A 17,836-nucleotide genomic window follows, 5' to 3' on the forward strand; every position below is an offset into this window, starting at 1 on the left:
CAGCACGAAAGAGCAGGACAGAAAGCGTCCCGGCCAGCGTTTGCGGCCGGGACGCTTTTCTTTGCTACCCCATGGATGACATGAACTCTTTACGTCGCGGACTGCCCGGCTCCCGGTGTTCCGCCCAGCAGTGCGGACAGGGAGTTCCAGAGGGCGATCTCGCAGCCGTCGGTCCGCCGGAAGACCGCCTGCACCCGGCGTCCGTGGAAGGTTCCGGTGACTTCGGCCACCTGGGGTCCGCCGTACTGCTGTGTGCAGAGCCTGGGCGGTCCCGGTTTGGGGAAGAAGATCTCCTCACCGAAGCGCTCTACAGCCGCGAGGGCGGCTGCAGATGCCGGGAGGGTGGAGCCGTCCAGGACCCTGCCGCCAGCTGCCACCAGCCGGAATAGGTATTCGCCCGCATCGGGTTCCTCCCGGAGCCTGATAGCCAGGTCCACACTGTCCCTGGGTTCAGGGGTCGCCAGGCCGGTCACGGGATTGCCGTCGCGGAAAGCGGGGCCAGTGCCTGGGCCAGGCGCCCGCGGAGTACTGCTGCCTCCGCAGCGAAGGCCCGCTGGTGCTCCACATAAGCAGCTTTGCCCCCGGGTGTTTCGATGGCGATGGGAGGGTAGCCCCACTCTTCGAGGTCATACGGCGAGGCCTGCATGTCCATGGCGCGGATCCGCCAGGACAGTTCGAAGCAGTCCATGACCAGCTCGCTGGACAGCGCGGGAAGCAGCTTGTAGGCCCACTTGTAGAGGTCCATGTTCGCGTGCAGGCACCCGGGCTGTTCCATGTGCCGCTGGTTTTCGCGGCTCGGCGTCAGTTCGTTGCGCCCGACGGCGTCAGGCGTGTAGAACCGGAAGGCGTCGAAGTGTGAGCACCGGATCCGGTTGTCCTCCACCACCTTGTCCGTACCCTCGGAACCCAGCCTCAGCTGCAGGTACTCGTGACGCAGGTCGAATTTTTCCTGGCGGTAGACCATGGCCCATTCGTGCAGCCCGAAGCAGCCGAACTGGGCCGGCCGGGCCGCGGTTCCGCGGAGAAGGATGTCCGCGAACGCCACTGCCTCACGCCGGTCAGCCAAAAAGGCGCCGCGGTCAAAGGTGACCGCCACGCTCCCCGAGGGCAGCCCCGCAGCGGCGAGTTCGCCGTCGTCGAGCGCTCTGTAGTGCTTCCACCCGCTGCGGGCGGCCGCACCTTCACCGGTGAGTACGACGCCGGCGCCCGGGTGCCAGCGCAGCAGCTGGCCGGGTTTCTGGGTGTAGTAGGTGAAGAGGAAATCCTCCACGGGGTGCTTCCGTCCCGCCGAACGGCGGGCAAGGTAAGGATCGGAGTAGCGGCGGACGCGTTGCTGGTGCGCTTCTTCGCGGATGCGCCAGCCAGCGTCCGTCAGCAGGCTAAGCTGCTCCACCGGTGGCACCCAGAACGTCCTCCGCTGCTGTCCAGGCTGCAATTTCGCAGCCATTGGTCAGGGCGAAAACCGCATCCACAGGGGTGTCGTCAACAATGCCGGTCACCGTCGCGGTCTGCGGGCCGCCGTACTGCTCGGTGCAGACGCGGCCCGCATTCTTTGGAGCAGGGCTGAGGAGGGCTGCGTTCTTCTTGAGGGCCGCACAGGCGGCATCGGCCTTGGGGTGTTTGCTTTCCGCTGCGGGCACTCCGTCCCGGCAGACAAGGGTGTAGCTGACGGACGGTTCAGTAGGAGACAGCTTCACCATGATGGCAAGCTCGGCGTTGCCGGCGCCGGGACCGGCGGTCGGGGCCGGGGGTGCTGAAGGGGACGGCGCGGGAGCGGTGGTCTCGGTGTCCGGGGCCGGGCTGCTGGAGGTGCCTTGGGAGGCGGAGGAACTGGACGTCGGGCCGCCGGAAGATGGGGCGGAATTATCGGGCGTGGCCGTGCACGCGGCGAGCCCGGCCACGGCAAGAATCGCCAAGAATGGCCGTACTGTTCGCAAAGGCATGAACCCTCCTAGGTTGCTGCCATTTTACGCGCTGCCGGCGTCCGCATGGTCCGCCGCCGTCGCGGCAATAAGCGCCATCATTGAGCTGTGCAGCTCACCCACCTGCTCGCGGTTCAGGCCCAACCGGTTCATCATGATGCCTGGGACCGCCAATGCCTGCTGCCGCAGCTCGGCGCCGGCGGGAGTCAGGCCCACTGCCAAGGTGCGTTCATTTCCGTCCACCCGCTGGCGCGTGATGAACCCCGCTTCCTCGAGCCGCCGAAGTAGCGGTGAGATGGTTGCCGGTGCCTGGGCCAGGGCTTCACTGATGTTCCGCAGCGTCCGGGGGGCCGACTCCCACAGGCAGAGCATCACGAGATACTGCGGGTGGGTCAGGCCCAGCTTGTCCAAGACCGGCTTGTAGGCGCCTACTACGCTTCTGGAAGCCACGGTGAGCGCAAAGCAGAGCTGCTGCTCCAGCAGGAGATCGTTGTCCTGAAGCTGCGCGGCGTCGGATACGGCCGTCATCACAATCCTCCAATAGTTAGTGCACTAATTATTAGCGTACACTGGACGGAGTAATTGGTTCTATCGAAGGGTTCACTTCCATGGGGAAGGGCAAATCAGCGGACAGGGGCAGCGCGTCCCAGCGGTTTATGCGGGCCACCGGCAAACTCAGGGTCATTTTCGGCCCGGCAAACCGCAGTTCCCTGGTCCATGACATGACCGAAGAGAACCGGGCTCTCCTGGTGCAGCGTGAGCGGGAAAGCCAACAGTGGGAAACAGTCACCCGCCCCGACGGCAGCACCTATGTTGTGCCCCGGAACCCGGGCGACCAGTCCCTGCGCTGAACACCGTCTGGCCGCCCCGGTTGGGCCGGCACCTGCCGGTCCTTTTTTGGGCTTCGGGCGTAAAATAAGGGCACTGGCTCCACGAGGGGTCAGTAGCTCTTTCGCCCGTAATGCGGGAAGGGGGTGGAAATTATGGGACACGCGCTCACTGGTTTTATGCACGTGACCGACAGGCTCCGTTTTGTCTTCGGACCGGCAACGCGTCTTGACTCGGATGCACCCGTGGTCCACAGGCATGACGACTTCGAACAGGCCTCTGACGAGGATCTGTCGCACTTCGTAGTGGAGACGGATACCGAGGGACATCACTACGCGGTTCGCCGCGAAGATATGGACAAGATGGTCTGAACCCCCTGCGCCTGACGCAGAAACAACGCGGGGTCATTTTCGGCCCGATAAACCAAGGTTATCGGGCCGAAAATGACCCTGCGTTGCTCTTTAAGCCCAGACGCGCCTAGCGGCCGGTGCCGCCGTACACCGTGGCCTCGTCTTCGCTGTCCAGGTCGAAGGCCTTGTGGATGGCCCGGACAGCGTCATCGAGCAGGTCTGCGTGCGTGACAACGGAAATTCGGATCTCCGAAGTGGAGATCATGTTGATGTTGATCCCTGCGTCGGACAAGGCCTTGAAGAATGTTGCCGAGACGCCGGGGTGGGAGCGCATGCCAGCCCCGATGAGAGACAGCTTGCCGATCTTCTCGTTGTACTCGATGTTCTCGAAGCCGATGTTCGGCTGGGCAGCCTTGAGCGCGGCCAAAGCTTCGGCGCCTTCAACGATGGGGAGGGTAAAGGAAATGTCCGTCTTGCCCGTGCCGTGCGTGGAAACGTTCTGCACGATCATGTCGATGTTCGAGTGGGCGTCGGCGATGACCTGGAAGATGGCGGCGGCCTTGCCTGGGATGTCCGGCACGCCCACAACAGTGACCTTGGCTTCGGAACGGTCGTGCGCAACGCCGGAGATGATTGGCTGCTCCAAGGCAACTCCCTCTTGAGTGGTGATCTTGTCTTCGGCGCTGGGGATGACCCAGGTGCCTTCCTTCTGGCTGAATGAGGACCGGACATGCAGGGGCACGCCGAACCGGCGCGCGTACTCGACGCAGCGCAGATGCAGGATCTTTGCACCCGAGGCGGCAAGCTCCAGCATTTCCTCGCTGGAGATGGTGTCGATCTTCCGGGCCGAATGAACCACCCGAGGGTCGGCGGTGTAGATGCCGTCCACGTCGGTGTAGATCTCACAGACGTCCGCTTCCAGAGCGGCGGCCAAAGCGACGGCGGTGGTGTCCGAGCCGCCGCGGCCCAGGGTGGTGATTTCGTGGGTGGTGCGGCTCATGCCCTGGAACCCGGCCACGATGGCGATGTGCCCCTTGTCCAGGGATGTGCGGATGCGGTGCGGGTCGACGTCGATAATGCGGGCTTTGCCGTGGATGCCGTCCGTGATCATGCCGGCCTGGGAACCGGTGAAGGACTGTGCGGAGGCGCCCAGCTTGTTGATGGCCATGGCCAGCAGGGCCATGGAGATGCGTTCGCCGGCGGAGAGAAGCATGTCCATCTCGCGGGCGGGGGCAGAATCGGTGACCTGGCCGGCGAGGTCCAGCAGTTCGTCGGTGGTGTCACCCATCGCGGAGACCACTACTACGACTTCGTTACCGGCTCGCTGCGCGTCCACGACGCGCCGGGCGACGCGCTTGACGCCGTCGGCATCCGACACGGACGAACCACCGAACTTCTGCACGATCAGCTGTTTGGTGACGGCAGCGCCTTCGGGCAGCGTCTGTTGCTGCGTGGCTGCGTGCACTTCGGAAGTGGGCGTACTCATGCGCGTACCTTCACTGGATCAATCGGAGTTCCTGGGGGTCAGGCACGGCCATAGCGGCTGGACGGCGTGACGTGTCAGCCCAGTTTATCGCCGCTGGCGGCTCGGGCGGAATTGTGACCGAATCTCAGCCTTCCGGCGGATACGGCGCCGACGCCCTCGAGCGTAGTCTCGGATAGTCAGTATGCATGCAACGGCTTGGGGGACAGGTGCTCGGGGAATGACAGCAAATCAGGACCACATGGATTTACCGGCGCGGCCGGGGGACCCTGAGGCCGGCGGTATTACGGCGACGGCGGTGAGCCGCAGCTTCGGGCAGGTACACGCCGTCGAGCATATGGATTTTCATGCACCGGCTGGAAAGGTTACCGCCCTGATCGGGCCCAACGGGGCCGGTAAAACGACGCTGTTGCTGATGCTGGCCTCACTGCTGGCGCCGGATTCCGGCACCATCACGGTGGAGGGGCTTGATCCCCAGCACCACCGTGCCGAGGTGCGCAGGCAGATCGGGTGGATGCCGGACACACTGGGTGTGTGGGAATCCCTGACGGCCCGCGAGATCCTCGCCCAGATGGCACGCTTCTACCAGTTGCCCAAGGCCGGGATTGCGCAGCGGGTCACGGAGATGCTGGACCGCGTCCGCCTGAGCGACCTCGCCGACCAGCCGGCCAGGGTCCTCTCCCGGGGGCAGCAGCAGCGCCTCAGCCTGGCCCGCGCCCTGATCCACGATCCGTCCGTCCTGCTCCTGGATGAACCGGCGTCCGGCCTGGACCCGGGATCCCGCGTGGAGCTGAGGATGATGCTGCGGCAGCTTGCGGCGGAAGGAAAATCCGTTGTGGTCTCGTCGCACGTGCTCAGCGAGCTTGACGAAATTGCCGACGCCGCAGTTTTCGTTAACCGCGGACGGACTATCCGGCAGCAAACCACCGACGAGGCCGCCGCCGCAGGGCGGCGCTATGCCATTTCGGCAACTGACGGGTCAGCGCTCGCCGCCAAGCTCACTGAACTGGGCCTGACGTTCCGGGTGGAGGACGGCCGCCGGCCGGCCGTCAGCCTGATGCTGATGAATGACGACGACGCCGCCCGCCTCCTGCGCGACCTGGTGCTCGCCGGTGTCGCGGTCAGGTCCTTCGCGCCCGCTTCGGGTGCCCTGGAGGAGACTTACATGAACCTCGAGGGGGAGCGGCGATGAGCCAACAGGCAGAAACAACTCAGCGTCCACAAGCCCGCGGCGCGGGCTACCTCGGCGGCATCCGGGACGTGGTGGTCCTTGAACTGAAGCAGCGCCTCCGTTCACGCGGCTGGTACATCATGCTCGGCATCTGGTTCATCCTGACGGGCCTGGTGACCTGGCTGACGTGGGCCGCCTGGAATGCCCAGCGCGAAGCGCAGCGGTCCTATTCAAGCTACGTGCCACCGGAGACGGGGCCCGGGTCCATGATCTTCGAGGTGGTGCTGGCCTTTGTCCTGCTCTTCGCGTTGCTGGTGGCGCCTGCGCTGTCTGCGAATGCCGTCAACGGTGACCGTGCCGGCGGCACCCTCGCCATTCTGCAGGTGACCCTGCTCAGGCCCGGGCAGATCCTGTGGGGCAAATTCTTCGCCGCCTGGGCGGCCGCCTTGGCATTCCTGGTGGCCAGCACGCCCTTCCTGATTATTGGCGTTGCCCTTGGCGGCATGACGCCGGGCCACGTGGTGGTGGCACTGCTGATGCTGGCCGTGGAACTGGGCGTGGTGTGTGCAACCGGCGTCGGAATCTCCGCGCTCGCAGGCCGCCCGCTGTTCTCGATTGTGGTCACCTACCTTGCGGTGGCCGGACTGGTGTTCGGCTCCCTTATCGCATTCGGTCTGGGCACCGGGCTGTCGCAGGGCACCATCATGGCCAACCAGCCGCAGTACCGCAGCTACTCCCCATATGTACCGATGGAGGAGCAACCCGCGCCCATGGAAGCGGAATATACGTGCTCCGGGCCCCTGCGGCCACAGCCGGCCGTGCACACTGACCGGGTGGCCTGGATGCTCGCCATGAACCCCTACGTGGTGGTGGCCGATGCCATCCCGTACCCCGTGCGGACCGCCAACGCCTACGGCATGACATCACCGGTGGGGGCCATTGAGACCATCAGCCAGGGTGCGCGCTACGCCATGGCAGGGCCTGCGGGGACCTACCCGTGTGCCAACGGTGAAGCCAAGCCCCGGTACCTGGCACAGTCCACGCCTCTGTGGCCTTTGGGGCTGGGTCTGCAGCTTCTGCTCGCCGGCCTGCTGATGTGGCTGGGCAGGCGCTCGCTGCGCACCCCCGCCCACCGGCTTGCGCGGGGAACGCGCATCGCCTGAGCCGGTCTAGGTCAGGGCGTTACGGCGGCCCTCAAACGCGCGGCCGAGGGTGACCTCGTCGGCGTACTCCAGGTCGCCGCCCACAGGCAGGCCGGAGGCGAGCCGGGTGACGGCAATGCCGATTGTCTTCAGCATGCGGGCAAGATACGTCGCGGTCGCTTCACCCTCGAGGTTGGGGTCGGTGGCAATGATGACTTCCTGGATGGCGCCATCATTCAGCCGCGTCAGGAGTTCGCGGATCCGCAACTGCTCGGGTCCCACCCCGGCGATGGGATTGATGGCGCCGCCCAGTACGTGATACCGGCCGCGGAAGGAGCGGGTGCGCTCCACCGCCAGGACGTCCTTGGATTCCTCCACCACACAGATGACGGATGGGTCACGCCGGGGATCCCGGCAGATGTTGCACAGTTCCTGCTCCGTGACGTTCCCGCATACGGTGCAGAACTTCACGCGCTCCTTCACCGTGGTGATGGCCTCGACGAGGCGTTTCATATCCTGCGGGTCGGCTTCGAGGATGTGGAATGCCAGCCTTTGGGCGGACTTGGGACCTACACCGGGAAGGCGTCCGAGCTCGTCGATCAGCTCTTGGACTGCACCTTCGTACACGTTTTCCTCTTTTGGTTTGGCTTGGATGATGAATTGAGCGAAGTGCTCGGGCGGCGCCTGTGACTAGAAACGGGGAACGATCGGGGTTCCGTCCGGGGAACGCTCCTCGATCAGCTTCCCGCCCAGAATACGCTCGACCGCGGCACGCCCGAAGACGCCCGATTCCTCGATGGTTTCGTCGTCAGCGCTCGGGATGTCCTGAACGTAAGTCGCAGCTGCCACGCGGGCCGGAGCCTTGGCACGTCCGGCCTCGGCTTCGGGGCTGTTGGACAGCCGCTGGTAAAGGCTCTGCCGGGCCTGGGCCGCCGAGGCGGACGTCGCCGGAGCAGGCTGCAAGGCTGCCGGAGCCACGGCCGGAGTTTGTGCTGGGGCCGGCGCCGCAGACGCCATGGCGTACTCGCGGACCTCGGCCCGTTCCGGGACTGGTGCCTCCCGGTCCGACGCCGGAGCCTGGCTTCCCGGCCCGGCGAGTGCGGGGGCAGAATTCCCGGCGGCAGAACCCCCGGCGGCAGGGCCTCGCGGTGCCGGCACAGCCGGTGAGGGGACGTGAGCCACGGGGATACCGGCCGAAGAAACGGTGCTCTCGGCTCCATCCACGCTCGCAGGAGGGACCTCGCGGTCACCCATGACGGACGCACTGATGTCCGCTGCACTGATCTCCGCCTCAGGGTGGTCCGAGGAACGGCTGGACGATGCTGGCGGTAGGCCCCAACTGGCGTCTGCTTCGGACTGCGTGCTGGCCGAAGCCCGGGGGATCTGGGCGGTCGCGGGCTCGTACTCCGGGGCAGGCTTGGCAACCGCTTCGTCCGGCATGGACGTTGCAGGGCTCTTTCCAACGTTGGGCTCGTTTCCGACCACCCAAACGCCCGGCGTCTGCTCGACGGCGCGGCCCCACGGGTCATGGGAGGTGTCGGGTGGGGTCACGGCTGCAGCAGCACCGGCGGTGGCTGGAATACTGCCTGGGGCGGCCGGCCGGGTGTTAGCGCGGGCTGGTTTGCCGGATTGGGCCGCTGCTGGCGCGGGTTGCGACTGAGTGCGTCGCGGTGCGGCCGGAGCGGAGGGATCCCAGTCCATGGGCGGTTCCTCCTCCAGGGGAGGAGCGTCCTCGTCCCGCGGGGGACCCCAGTCATCGTCGGAGTAGGCGTACGAGCCGGCGTCCGGCTCGGTGGGACGCAGCTGATTCTGCTGGTCCGGCCCCTGTCCCCGGTGAGGCGCTTCGGTTGCGGGCTCGACGGCGGATCCGCGCAACGCGGCAGGTTCAGCAGCAGGTGGGGTCACCCCCATGGCGGCTCGGGTGGGGGATGTGCCCTGGGCTGAATCCGCGGCAGCTTCGGCGGCCGGCATGGCGGCCGGCTCGACGGCGGCCGGTTCGGCGCGCGCGGGTCCGGGACCAGCGGCAGGCGCCGGCGTTTGGGCGGCAGCAGGGGCACCCAGGCGGGTGCCTGCCGGCGGGTCAGCCGGGGAAGAACCGGGGGCCTGAGCCTGGACAGGGGGCGTGGCAACGCTGCCTGCACGGGCCAGTCCCCAGGCGACGTCCGCCGAGCTTGGCGGGGTTTGCGGGCTAACCGGTGCTTTTGGGTTTGGCTCAGAGCTCGCTGAGCTGTTGGCGCCCCCGGCAACGGCCGTGATCTGGCAGTCGATGCCCACTGTTTTGTGGATCGCCTGCCGCAGGTTCTCCGAGTGGTCAGCCCGGCCGAACGCGCCCGCCAAACCAGTTGTGGTGAAAGCAAGTGTCAGGACCTGGCCGTCGAAGGCGCCTACCTGGGCGTTCGGTTCCACCAGGGCCCAGGTGCTGCGCTTGATCTTGGACAGTGTCTGAAGGACCTCGGGCCACGCACGGCGCAGTACCTCAACGTCACCCATCGCAGCGGGGGCGGCGGGAGCCGAAGGCGTGGATGGGGCAGGCCGCTGCTGTGCCACTGCCTGGCGACGGGAACCTGCGGGCTCGTCCACCGGCCAGTCGTTGGTGCTGACCCGCGGCGGCGTCAGCGGCGTCCTCGCATCATCAGGCCCAGCTGCCTGCTGCGGGGCCGGGTCAAGGTGGGAGGAGGCTGCTGGCGCTGAAGGCTGCGCTGAGGAGGGAGCTGAGGAAACGGCGGCTGCGGGATCCCGCGGTGCCGGCGCCGGTGCTGCTGGAGCAGGGGGCGCCTCAACCGGGGCAGCCTGAACCGGTGCTGCCTGAACCGGTGCTGCCTGAACCTGTGCCGACTGAAGCGGCGCGGCGGGCGCAGGTGCCGCCTGAACGGGTGCAGCCTGAACGGGCGCAGCCCGCACCGGCGCCGAAGCCGGGACCGCAGGAGCTCGTGCTGCCGAAACCGGCGCACCTGCCGGCGCGGCAGCCCCGCCGTCGTCATTCCCGGCGTAGTTCAGTCGGCGCTCTACGCGGTCGATCCGGGCAGCAATTCCGCGTTCGGTCTGCTCCGAACTTGGGAGCAGGATGCGGGCGCAGAGAAGCTCCAGGTGCAGCCTGGGCGAGGTGGCGCCCGTCATCTCGGTCAGCGCCGTGTTGGTGACGTCCGCGGCACGTGAGAGTTCGGCGGCGCCGAGGTTGTGCGCCTGGTTCTGGAGCCGGGCGATCTGGTCCGCCGGCATGCCGCGCAGGATCACCTGGGCGCTCTCGGGCATGGCTTGGACGATGATGAGGTCGCGGAAGCGTTCCAGCAGGTCCTCGACGAACCGGCGGGGATCGTGGCCGGTTTGGATGACGCGGTCCACCGCTTTGAAAACGGTGGCGGCGTCGGAGGCGGCCACGGCTTCCACCACGTCATCGAGCAGTGAGGCGTGGGTGTAACCGAGGAGGGCCACGGCCAGCTCGTAGTCAAGGCCGTTGTCGCCGGCGCCGGCCATGAGCTGGTCCAGCACGGACAGGGAATCACGGACCGAACCGCCGCCGGCCCTGACCACCAGGGACAGCACGCCCGGGGCCACCGGCACATTTTCCCGGTTGCACAGCAGTTCCAGGTACGCCATCAGCGGCTCGGGTGGTACCAGCCGGAAGGGGTAATGGTGGGTGCGGGAGCGGATGGTGCCGATGACCTTGTCCGGCTCTGTGGTGGCGAAGATGAACTTGATGTGTTCCGGTGGTTCTTCGACGATCTTTAGGAGGGCGTTGAAGCCGGCCGGCGTGACCATGTGGGCCTCATCGATGATGAAGATCTTGTACCGGTCACGGACGGGGGCGTAGGTTGCGCGTTCGCGAAGGTCGCGGGCATCATCCACACCGCCATGGCTGGCGGCATCAATCTCGATGACGTCAAGGGAGCCGGACCCGCCGCGGGCAAGTTCGACACAGCTGGGGCAGGTTCCGCAGGGCGTGTCCGTGGGGCCCTGGGCACAGTTCAGGCAGCGGGCCAGGATCCGGGCAGAGGTGGTCTTGCCGCAGCCGCGCGGACCGGAGAAGAGGTAGGCGTGATTAACCCGGTTTTTGCGCAGGGCCGTCATCAGCGGCTCCGTGACGTGTTCCTGCCCGATAACGTCAGCGAAGGAGTCTGGACGGTATCTGCGGTACAGGGCGGTGGTTGTAACAGTCACGTAAAAACCCTACCAATCCGGGCCGACAATCAGGATTCCTCCTGGTCGCCCTGTGGGGGAATAGTAAAGACCCCCCATGCACCCGCCAGAGCCCGTTTACCCTTGCTACCTTCCGGTCCTGGGGGAGTTCAACAGGATGACGCCACATGAGGGGCCGCAGACAACTTTACCCGAACTTTTGGCTGGGCTCGAACCGGGGTCAGAGGCAGGCTTCGCCGGTTCACCCCGCTGCCGGTTCTCCCTGATGGCGGTTCTCTCCGCCGGCGTCCCTCAACGTCGCCAGCCATTGACCGGCCAGGTCATAAACGCAGGTTCCTCGTAGGGGTGGGCGGCGCGCAGGGCCATGACAACGGCGTCGAGCAGCTCTTCCTCCACAACGCACTCCACCCGCAGTTCAGGCACCCGCTCGCCCTGTCCCACGGTACCGACGAAGGGCTCAGCGCCCGCAAGCGGGGTGAACCGGCCCGTCCCCGGCACCACAAAGGAGCAATGCGAATAGTTTCCGATCCGGCCGGCGCCGGCCTCTCCGATTGCCTGGAGCAGGGCCTCCGCCTGGGGCTCGGGAACATAGACCACCAGTGCGTGCAGCTGCGTCATGGTTTCATCCTGCCAAGGCGCCTGCGTAAATGGGAGCGATTTTCATTGCTTATCCGGCGGCCAGGGCCGATCATGGGTATGTACACCGATTGGGGCAATCTCAAGATTGTGAGCCGCGGGGCCTGGCTGGAGGGCCGGACCCGGCAGCTCAACGGTATTCCGTAGGAATGGGCGCATTGGGGGCGTCCATTTTGACGTTAACGGGCGCGACCTCGGAGGCCACCTGGGCCCAATTGGGCGATGCGGGAAAGTTCAGGTAGTCTAGTACCTGCTTTTGATTCAGAAGCAGCTGGAGAATTCGCCTAGCGGCCTATGGCGCACGCCTGGAACGCGTGTTGGGTTAACGCCCTCGGGGGTTCAAATCCCCCATTCTCCGCCACACGAAGACCCGGTTCTGACCCTGTCAGGACCGGGTCTTTGGCTTTCTGCGGCCGGTCAGCTGCCCTGATAGCCGATCCGGCGGAGCCGCGAGCGGGCCGCCTGCTCGCTGGGTCCGGGGCCGCGCCCCAGTGCGAGATGTACGACGCCGAGAGTCACCTTGGTCGCCAGCCGCACCGGGAGCGGGAAGGGGCCCAGCCGCGGAACCTTGAGCCCCAGCATCTGCCGGTATTGCGGCTCAAGGCTGTAGACGGCTCCAGCGAAGATGATCCGGTAGCCGGGCCGCAGCAGCGGGTGCAGCGGCGGGTTGCGGATGAAGCCGACGGTCTCGGCAACGCGGCTGTCCGCCAGCAGCTCGCCCTTGCGATAGTAGCCGTCCAGCTGCAGCCTCATCTCAGCTTCGTTCAGCGGCGGATCTTCAACTCCCATCAGCCGTCCAGCCTGGGCCCATTCGCGGACATACGCATCTGGGCCGCCTGGAACCCTGCCACCCCAGATCCGATGGGCTGTGACGAAGGCGTCCACGAATGCGAGGTGCACCCAGCGGGCCAGTTCGGGATCGTTGGCCGCATACGAATGCACGGCGCCGTTGCGGTCGCTGTAGCTGCCTTGGACCGGCACGTGCAGGCGCCGGACCCGGGCCGAAGCTTGTTCGGCGGCGGCAGTGGAGCCATATGTGACGGTAAAGATCCACTGGATGGTCCGGGCCAGCCTTCGGAGGGGATCTGCCCGGAAGTCGGAATGCTCATGGATGCCGGCCAACGCAGCGGGGTGCAGCGACTGCATGAGCAGCGCGCGGATGCCGGCGACTATAGGGGACATGGAGCCGTGCACGGCCCAGACAGCTGAACCCGGAAGGTGATAGCCGGCGTCGTTACCGTCCGCCAGCCGTGGAACCCACTCAGGCAAGGCGTCCGCGCTTCCTGTGAAGACGCGCTTCAGTTCGCCCTGCCATTCCCTGAGGAAATTGCGCATGTCACCATTCTTGCCGATGAACCGGGCGGAGGTGGGTTGCCGCAGATCCACAAAATAGCCCGCCAGTGGCGGATATGGGGTTCACAGGCCGGGGGCTTTGTGTTCCCATGGGATGGAAAGTCCGTCCGGATTGGGGTCCGACGGGCCAACCGGGAGTCAGCGAGTGGGAAATCATTGGGGTTCCGGCCGGGACACAGAATCTCCAGGCGCCTGTGCGACGGCGGTGCGCGCGCTGGCCGCTTGCGCCGCCATGGTTGTGGCTTCTTTCGCTCTCGGACTCCCCGCAGTCCCTGGGCTCCAACCCGGCAGCGCTGTGCCGGAAGCCGCCGCCAGCCACGTGGGCGCGCCTGCCTTGGCTCCCGCAATCCTGACGGACGGCAGTGTACTGGTCCCCTTCGGCCGCACCATGGTCAGGACGATAGCAAAGGACGGCAAGGCTCCGCTGAATGTGGCTTCCGCACAGCTGAGCCGGCCGCCTGAAGGCTCCCTGATGGCGCCCCTTGAAACACTTGCGGCGAGCTCGCCCTTCGGCTTCCGTATCAGTCCCATCACGGGCCTGATAGGGGACTTCCATCTTGGCCAGGACTTCGCCGCGGGCTGCGGCACCAGGGTCTATGCCGCGGATGCCGGCGTGGTCAGGGCGGCCGGGTGGCATCCCTGGGGCGGTGGCAACCGCGTGGAAATTGACCACGGCAACGGGCTGATCACAACTTACAATCACCTGGAGGCCGTCGCCGTCCACACCGGGGACGCCGTGCAGGTGGGCCAGGTCATCGCACGGGTGGGTACTACCGGCTGGTCCACGGGGTGTCACCTGCACTTTGAGACCATCCTCCATGGCGTACACACCAATCCGCTGAACTGGACGCTCCTCCCGATCCACCAGGTGGACATGCTTGCTGACATTGCCATGGTCAGTTACGAAGGCAAGAACGTGGCCACGTCCCAGCCTTGGGCGATTCCCGTTGCCGCAGACAACAGCCACGCAGTCCTCCACGGTGAAGACGAGCTGCCGGCGCCGCCGCCCGCGGCGCATACCGAGCCGGCGACGGCGCCGACGGCGTCCGCAACGTCAGCGGCCGCTCCGTCACCAACGGCGACCGCTACGCCGACGCCGACTGGTACCGCTACTCCGACTGGTACTGCAACGCCGTCGCCGTCGGGTACAGCCACACCAACGGGTACTGCGACGCCGTCGCCGACTGCGACTGGTACCGCAACGCCGACGCAGACCGGTACCGCGACGCCGACGCCGACTGGTACCGCAACGCTGACGCCGTCGCCGACTTCGACGGGTAGAGCAACGCCCACCGCATCGCCGTCCGGCACCGCCACGCCTGCAACTACCACCCCGGCGCCCTCAGGGACTTCAGCACCTACGACGCCAGCGCCCGCCGTCTCCGCGCCGTCGTCGCCGGCACGGCGGGGACCCTCCGAATCGGAGCAGCCGATGGAGACCCCAACCACTGGCTCGGCTACTGCGGCACCGCCGGTAACAACCACGCCGTCGGACGAAACAGGCGAAGCCGCAGCCTCGGAGCCCGCGCCGACGAATCCCTGACAGAAAATTCCCAGCGTCCGCCCGTACTGTTGATGGTTGGCAACGAATCACCTGCATGACCAACCTCCCCAAGGACGGCGCTGTGACCTCTCTGTACACCATCCCGCTGACGCTCAACGACGGCACCCTGACCGACTTCGGCCGGTTCAAGGGCAAGGTGGTGATGGTGGTCAATGTGGCGTCGCAGTGCGGACTAACACCGCAGTACGCCGGCCTCGAAACCTTGTATGAGAAGTTCCGGGACCAGGGTTTCGAGATCCTAGGCGTGCCGTGTAACCAGTTCGCCGGCCAGGAGCCGGGCACGGACAGCGAGATCGCCGAGTTCTGCGAGCGGAACTTCGGCGTTTCCTTCCCCCTGACAGCGAAGGCGAACGTGCGGGGCAAGGACCAGCATCCGCTCTACGTGGAACTGACCAAGTTCAAGACCAGCGTGCTGCCGGGCCTCATCAAATGGAACTTTGAGAAGTTCCTGATTAATCGTGCGGGAGAGGTGGTGGGACGCTTCGCCCCGACCGTCGTACCCGACTCGCCCGAGGTCCTGGATGCCATCGAACAGGCTTTGGCCGAATTTGATGGACCGGAAGCCGCATCACGTCGTTCAGAAGCGTAAATCTTTTTCTTTTTCCAACTTGCCCACGGTAATTTACTCAAAATTTACCCAGAATCTGGTTTGATAATAGTTACTGAAGGGTAGAAGGGAAACGCCGTTTCCCACCGACCACAGAGGCAGCAATGAAGCACATCGAGGCCGAACACCCCCGGCCACGCCACTTCCTTCTCCACCTGAGCGACCCCCACCTGTTGGGAGGTCCGGATCCCCTTTACGGCGCTGTTGACAGCGAAGCCAAGCTCATCCAGCTTTTCGAGGAAGTCCGGGCTTCGGGCGCCCGCCCGGAGGCGGTGATCTTCACCGGCGACCTCGCTGACCAGGGGCATCCTGAGGCGTACGCAAAGCTGCGCGCCATCGTTGATCCCGCGTGCGACGACCTGGGCGCCCAAGTCATCTGGGCGATGGGTAACCACGACAACCGGGCCAACTTCAGGACCGGTCTGCTGGACGAACCGGCAAGTGATGCACCCGTGGACCACAGCTACTACATTAACGGCCTGCGCATCATCACCATGGATACGTCGGTACCGGGCTACCACCATGGCGAGCTGAGCACGTCGCAGCTGGAGTGGCTGACCCGCGAGTTGGATACGCCTGCACCCGATGGCACGATCCTGGCGCTCCACCATCCACCGGTCCCATCCGTTTTGGACCTTTCCGTGCTGGTGGAGCTGCGGGACCAGGCAAGCCTGGCCGCCGTGGTCCGCAACTCGGACGTCCGGACCATCCTCGCCGGGCACCTGCACTACTCAACCACGGCGAGCTTTGCCGGGATTCCCGTCTCCGTCGCCTCGGCCACGTGCTACACCCAGGACCTCAATGTGGCGGTCGGCGGCACCCGCGGGAGGGACGGTGCGCAGGCCTTCAATCTCGTGCACGTCTACGAGCACACCATTGTCCACTCCGTGGTTCCCCTGGGCAGCACCCCCACAGTGGGTGAACACGTCACGCCGCAAATGACGGCCGAGCGCCTGGCCGCGGCCGGCATCAGCATCCCGGAGAAAGCAAAGGTCGGCTCTCCCACCAAGGTTCCCCTGCCTTACGCTACCTAGCGGCAGGGCCCACGGCAGGGGTGCGGGGCGGCTACTCCCGGCCAGTCCGCGGCGTCAGAGTTCCCAGGGCGCCTTGATGGGATAGTACTTCTCCAGGAAGTCGGTCACCAGCTGTGCCCGCTCGTCTGCCGGGACCTCCGGGAAGCTGCCGTCGTTGAGGCAGAAGAAGTCCATGTTCCGTTTGGCCAGCAGTTTGGGCAGGTAGTTCAGCCCTGCCCGCATGGTGGTGTCCACATAGCGCACCTTGGCCGCCGTCTGGGTGACCGCCCGGCCTGTGAGCAGGGCGTAGTAGTGGTAGAACGAATTCGTCACCGAGATGTTGTCCGCAGCGCGGAACCGGCTGGCCGCTGTCTTCTGGAACTCGTCCGGGAACTCGCGCTCCATGGTGGCCACCACGCTGCGCCGGAGGGGCGCGGCAGTATGCTCGAGGTGCCTCGTGGTGATGCGCCCGAAGCGGTCCCAGAGCAGCTTGCGGTTCACGCGTGCGGCGTTTTCGAAACCGCTCCGCTCGGCGTCGTTGTCGCCCAGTCCGATCCGGGTCTCGGCCTCGATGAATTTGGTGATCCCGCCTGGCGTGAAGAACAGATCAGGCCCCACCGGGCGGCCGAAGAACATGTCGTCGTTGGAGTACAGGAAATGCTCCGAGAGGCCCTCGATGTTGTGCAGCTGGCATTCCACGGCCTGGGAGTTGTGCGTGGGCAGCACGGACGGGTCCGAAAAGAACTCCTCACTGCGGACAATGGTCACGGACGGGTGCTCGGCGAGCCATTCCGGCGCGGGCGAGTCCGTGGCGATGAAGATGCGGCGGATCCACGGTGCAAACATGTACACCGAACGCAGGGCGTACTTGAGTTCATTGATCTGCCGGAAGCGTGCTTCGTGGTCGTCGCCTTCGCCGAGAACCACATCCTTCTGCTGGGCGCGGCGGGCTGCAATGTACTCGGGGGAACTGCCGTCCACCCAGGAGAAAACCAGATCAATGTCGAAGCTGATGTCGCTTGCGTGGTCCGCGAACATGTTCTCGATGGTCGGCCAGGAGTGGCCGTACCGCTCCACAGTGCCGCGGACGGCGTCCTGCGCGAGCATGGTCCGCCGGGTGAGGGAGTTCTCGATGGGCAGGGTGATCTCGTTACCGTCGAAGCTCCAGAGTTCAATCTGGACGCCGGCGGAGGAACCGAACTCGAAGCCGCCGTCGGGCTCAACCCGCGGACGGTAGATGCGGAAGATGCGGGCCTGCCGGTTGGGGGAGAGCTCCCCGTCGGCCACGAGGACGGATGACTTCTTTTTTGCGTCAACGGTCATGGAGTAAACGGGCTCGTTGCGGCAGGCTTCAACCAGCGCGGTCCGCAGTTTTTTGCGGTTCTTCCAGTCCAGGGCGATGACCGGGCGGTCGTTGTTTCCACGCACCAGGAGGTAGTCCAGCCCGGCGCCAGCCAGTACATTGCGCAGGAACAGCAGATCCTCAACCATGGCCTGGTACGGCGTCCGGTTGTGGTTGATGAGGGCATACCGGCCCTTGTGCCGGACTACGTCCTCGCGGTGCTTGAGCCGTGCTTCGGCAGCGGGAGAGGTGACCTCCGCATGCGTGCGCGGTTCTTCCGAGGCCTGT

At 65.8% G+C, this 17,836-nt stretch carries 17 protein-coding genes, 1 tRNA gene and 1 other RNA gene; 8 read left to right on the plus strand and 11 right to left on the minus strand.

The annotated features are described in order from the left end of the window. Window positions 1–89: 89 nt before the first annotated feature. The 4 genes from AB4Y73_RS11400 to AB4Y73_RS11415 are packed head-to-tail and all read right to left on the minus strand — an operon-like array spanning window position 90 to window position 2,450. On the minus strand, window positions 90–473 hold the full coding sequence (locus AB4Y73_RS11400) for a serine protease inhibitor (protein WP_441871587.1): 384 nt from the start codon (window positions 471–473) through the stop codon (window positions 90–92). Beyond that, window positions 470–1,447, minus strand: a complete 978-nt coding sequence (locus tag AB4Y73_RS11405; RefSeq protein ID WP_441871589.1) for a 3-methyladenine DNA glycosylase — start codon at window positions 1,445–1,447, stop codon at window positions 470–472. Before AB4Y73_RS11405 ends, AB4Y73_RS11400 begins: the two co-directional genes overlap by 4 nt. Beyond that, window positions 1,380–1,943: an SSI family serine proteinase inhibitor gene (locus AB4Y73_RS11410; protein WP_441871591.1), complete on the minus strand. Its 564-nt coding sequence runs from the start codon at window positions 1,941–1,943 to the stop codon at window positions 1,380–1,382. Before AB4Y73_RS11410 ends, AB4Y73_RS11405 begins: the two co-directional genes overlap by 68 nt. A 24-nt stretch (window positions 1,944–1,967) precedes the next feature. Beyond that, window positions 1,968–2,450 carry a MarR family winged helix-turn-helix transcriptional regulator gene (locus AB4Y73_RS11415; RefSeq protein ID WP_441871592.1) on the minus strand — a complete coding sequence of 161 codons (483 nt, stop codon included), beginning with the start codon at window positions 2,448–2,450 and terminating at the stop codon, window positions 1,968–1,970. An 80-nt stretch (window positions 2,451–2,530) separates the two neighbouring features. On the opposite strand from AB4Y73_RS11415, the gene AB4Y73_RS11420 reads away from it, so the two are divergent. Continuing rightward, on the plus strand, window positions 2,531–2,773 hold the full coding sequence (locus tag AB4Y73_RS11420) for a hypothetical protein (protein ID WP_441871594.1): 243 nt from the start codon (window positions 2,531–2,533) through the stop codon (window positions 2,771–2,773). Window positions 2,774–2,905: 132 nt separating this feature from the next. Next, window positions 2,906–3,121, plus strand: coding sequence for a hypothetical protein (locus AB4Y73_RS11425; protein ID WP_441871596.1), 216 nt, complete (start codon window positions 2,906–2,908; stop codon window positions 3,119–3,121). Window positions 3,122–3,227: 106 nt separating this feature from the next. On the opposite strand, the gene AB4Y73_RS11430 is transcribed toward AB4Y73_RS11425, so the two are convergent. Then, on the minus strand, window positions 3,228–4,586 hold the full coding sequence (locus AB4Y73_RS11430; RefSeq protein WP_441871597.1) for an aspartate kinase: 1,359 nt from the start codon (window positions 4,584–4,586) through the stop codon (window positions 3,228–3,230). Window positions 4,587–4,803: 217 nt separating this feature from the next. Between AB4Y73_RS11430 and AB4Y73_RS11435 the strand changes: the two genes are divergently transcribed. Both AB4Y73_RS11435 and AB4Y73_RS11440 read left to right on the plus strand, forming a co-directional pair. Next, a complete protein-coding gene (locus tag AB4Y73_RS11435) occupies window positions 4,804–5,775 on the plus strand; it encodes an ABC transporter ATP-binding protein (RefSeq protein ID WP_441871599.1) in 972 nt (323 codons plus the stop codon). After that, window positions 5,772–6,917: an ABC transporter permease gene (locus AB4Y73_RS11440; RefSeq protein WP_441871601.1), complete on the plus strand. Its 1,146-nt coding sequence runs from the start codon at window positions 5,772–5,774 to the stop codon at window positions 6,915–6,917. The genes AB4Y73_RS11435 and AB4Y73_RS11440 overlap by 4 nt, the downstream gene beginning before the upstream one ends. Window positions 6,918–6,923: 6 nt before the next feature. On the opposite strand, the gene recR is transcribed toward AB4Y73_RS11440, so the two are convergent. The 4 genes from recR to AB4Y73_RS11460 form a co-directional block, all read right to left on the minus strand. After that, a complete protein-coding gene (gene recR, locus AB4Y73_RS11445; protein WP_164202505.1) occupies window positions 6,924–7,523 on the minus strand; it encodes a recombination mediator RecR in 600 nt (199 codons plus the stop codon). A gap of 63 nt (window positions 7,524–7,586) precedes the next feature. Further along, a complete protein-coding gene (locus tag AB4Y73_RS11450; protein WP_441871604.1) occupies window positions 7,587–11,054 on the minus strand; it encodes a DNA polymerase III subunit gamma and tau in 3,468 nt (1,155 codons plus the stop codon). Window positions 11,055–11,116: 62 nt separating this feature from the next. After that, an RNA gene (ffs, locus tag AB4Y73_RS11455) (signal recognition particle sRNA small type) lies at window positions 11,117–11,213 on the minus strand. A 111-nt stretch (window positions 11,214–11,324) separates the two neighbouring features. Next, complete coding sequence (locus AB4Y73_RS11460) at window positions 11,325–11,651, minus strand: hypothetical protein (RefSeq protein ID WP_441871606.1); 327 nt, start codon at window positions 11,649–11,651, stop codon at window positions 11,325–11,327. Window positions 11,652–11,942: 291 nt separating this feature from the next. Between AB4Y73_RS11460 and AB4Y73_RS11465 the strand changes: the two genes are divergently transcribed. Next, window positions 11,943–12,030 (plus strand) — tRNA-Ser (locus tag AB4Y73_RS11465). Between the two features lie 56 nt (window positions 12,031–12,086). Here AB4Y73_RS11465 and AB4Y73_RS11470 read toward each other — a convergent pair. Further along, window positions 12,087–13,004, minus strand: a complete 918-nt coding sequence (locus tag AB4Y73_RS11470) for an oxygenase MpaB family protein (RefSeq protein WP_441871608.1) — start codon at window positions 13,002–13,004, stop codon at window positions 12,087–12,089. 250 nt (window positions 13,005–13,254) lie between these two features. On the opposite strand from AB4Y73_RS11470, the gene AB4Y73_RS11475 reads away from it, so the two are divergent. From AB4Y73_RS11475 to AB4Y73_RS11485, 3 genes are all read left to right on the plus strand, one after another. Continuing rightward, window positions 13,255–14,565 (plus strand): peptidoglycan DD-metalloendopeptidase family protein, encoded by a 1,311-nt coding sequence (locus AB4Y73_RS11475; protein WP_441871610.1) that lies wholly within the window; start codon window positions 13,255–13,257, stop codon window positions 14,563–14,565. 55 nt (window positions 14,566–14,620) lie between these two features. Beyond that, the gene (locus tag AB4Y73_RS11480) at window positions 14,621–15,175 is read left to right on the plus strand and encodes a glutathione peroxidase (RefSeq protein WP_441871612.1); all 555 of its coding nucleotides are present in this window, start codon (window positions 14,621–14,623) and stop codon (window positions 15,173–15,175) included. Window positions 15,176–15,297: 122 nt separating this feature from the next. Beyond that, on the plus strand, window positions 15,298–16,227 hold the full coding sequence (locus tag AB4Y73_RS11485) for a phosphodiesterase (protein WP_441871614.1): 930 nt from the start codon (window positions 15,298–15,300) through the stop codon (window positions 16,225–16,227). A 54-nt stretch (window positions 16,228–16,281) separates the two neighbouring features. On the opposite strand, the gene AB4Y73_RS11490 is transcribed toward AB4Y73_RS11485, so the two are convergent. Then, a complete protein-coding gene (locus AB4Y73_RS11490; RefSeq protein ID WP_441871616.1) occupies window positions 16,282–17,697 on the minus strand; it encodes a stealth family protein in 1,416 nt (471 codons plus the stop codon). Between the last annotated feature and the right edge of the window lie 139 nt (window positions 17,698–17,836).

Origin of the sequence: Pseudarthrobacter sp. TAF60_1 (assembly GCF_052113505.1) — a bacterium.
In the GTDB taxonomy this organism is placed as follows: domain Bacteria; phylum Actinomycetota; class Actinomycetes; order Actinomycetales; family Micrococcaceae; genus Arthrobacter.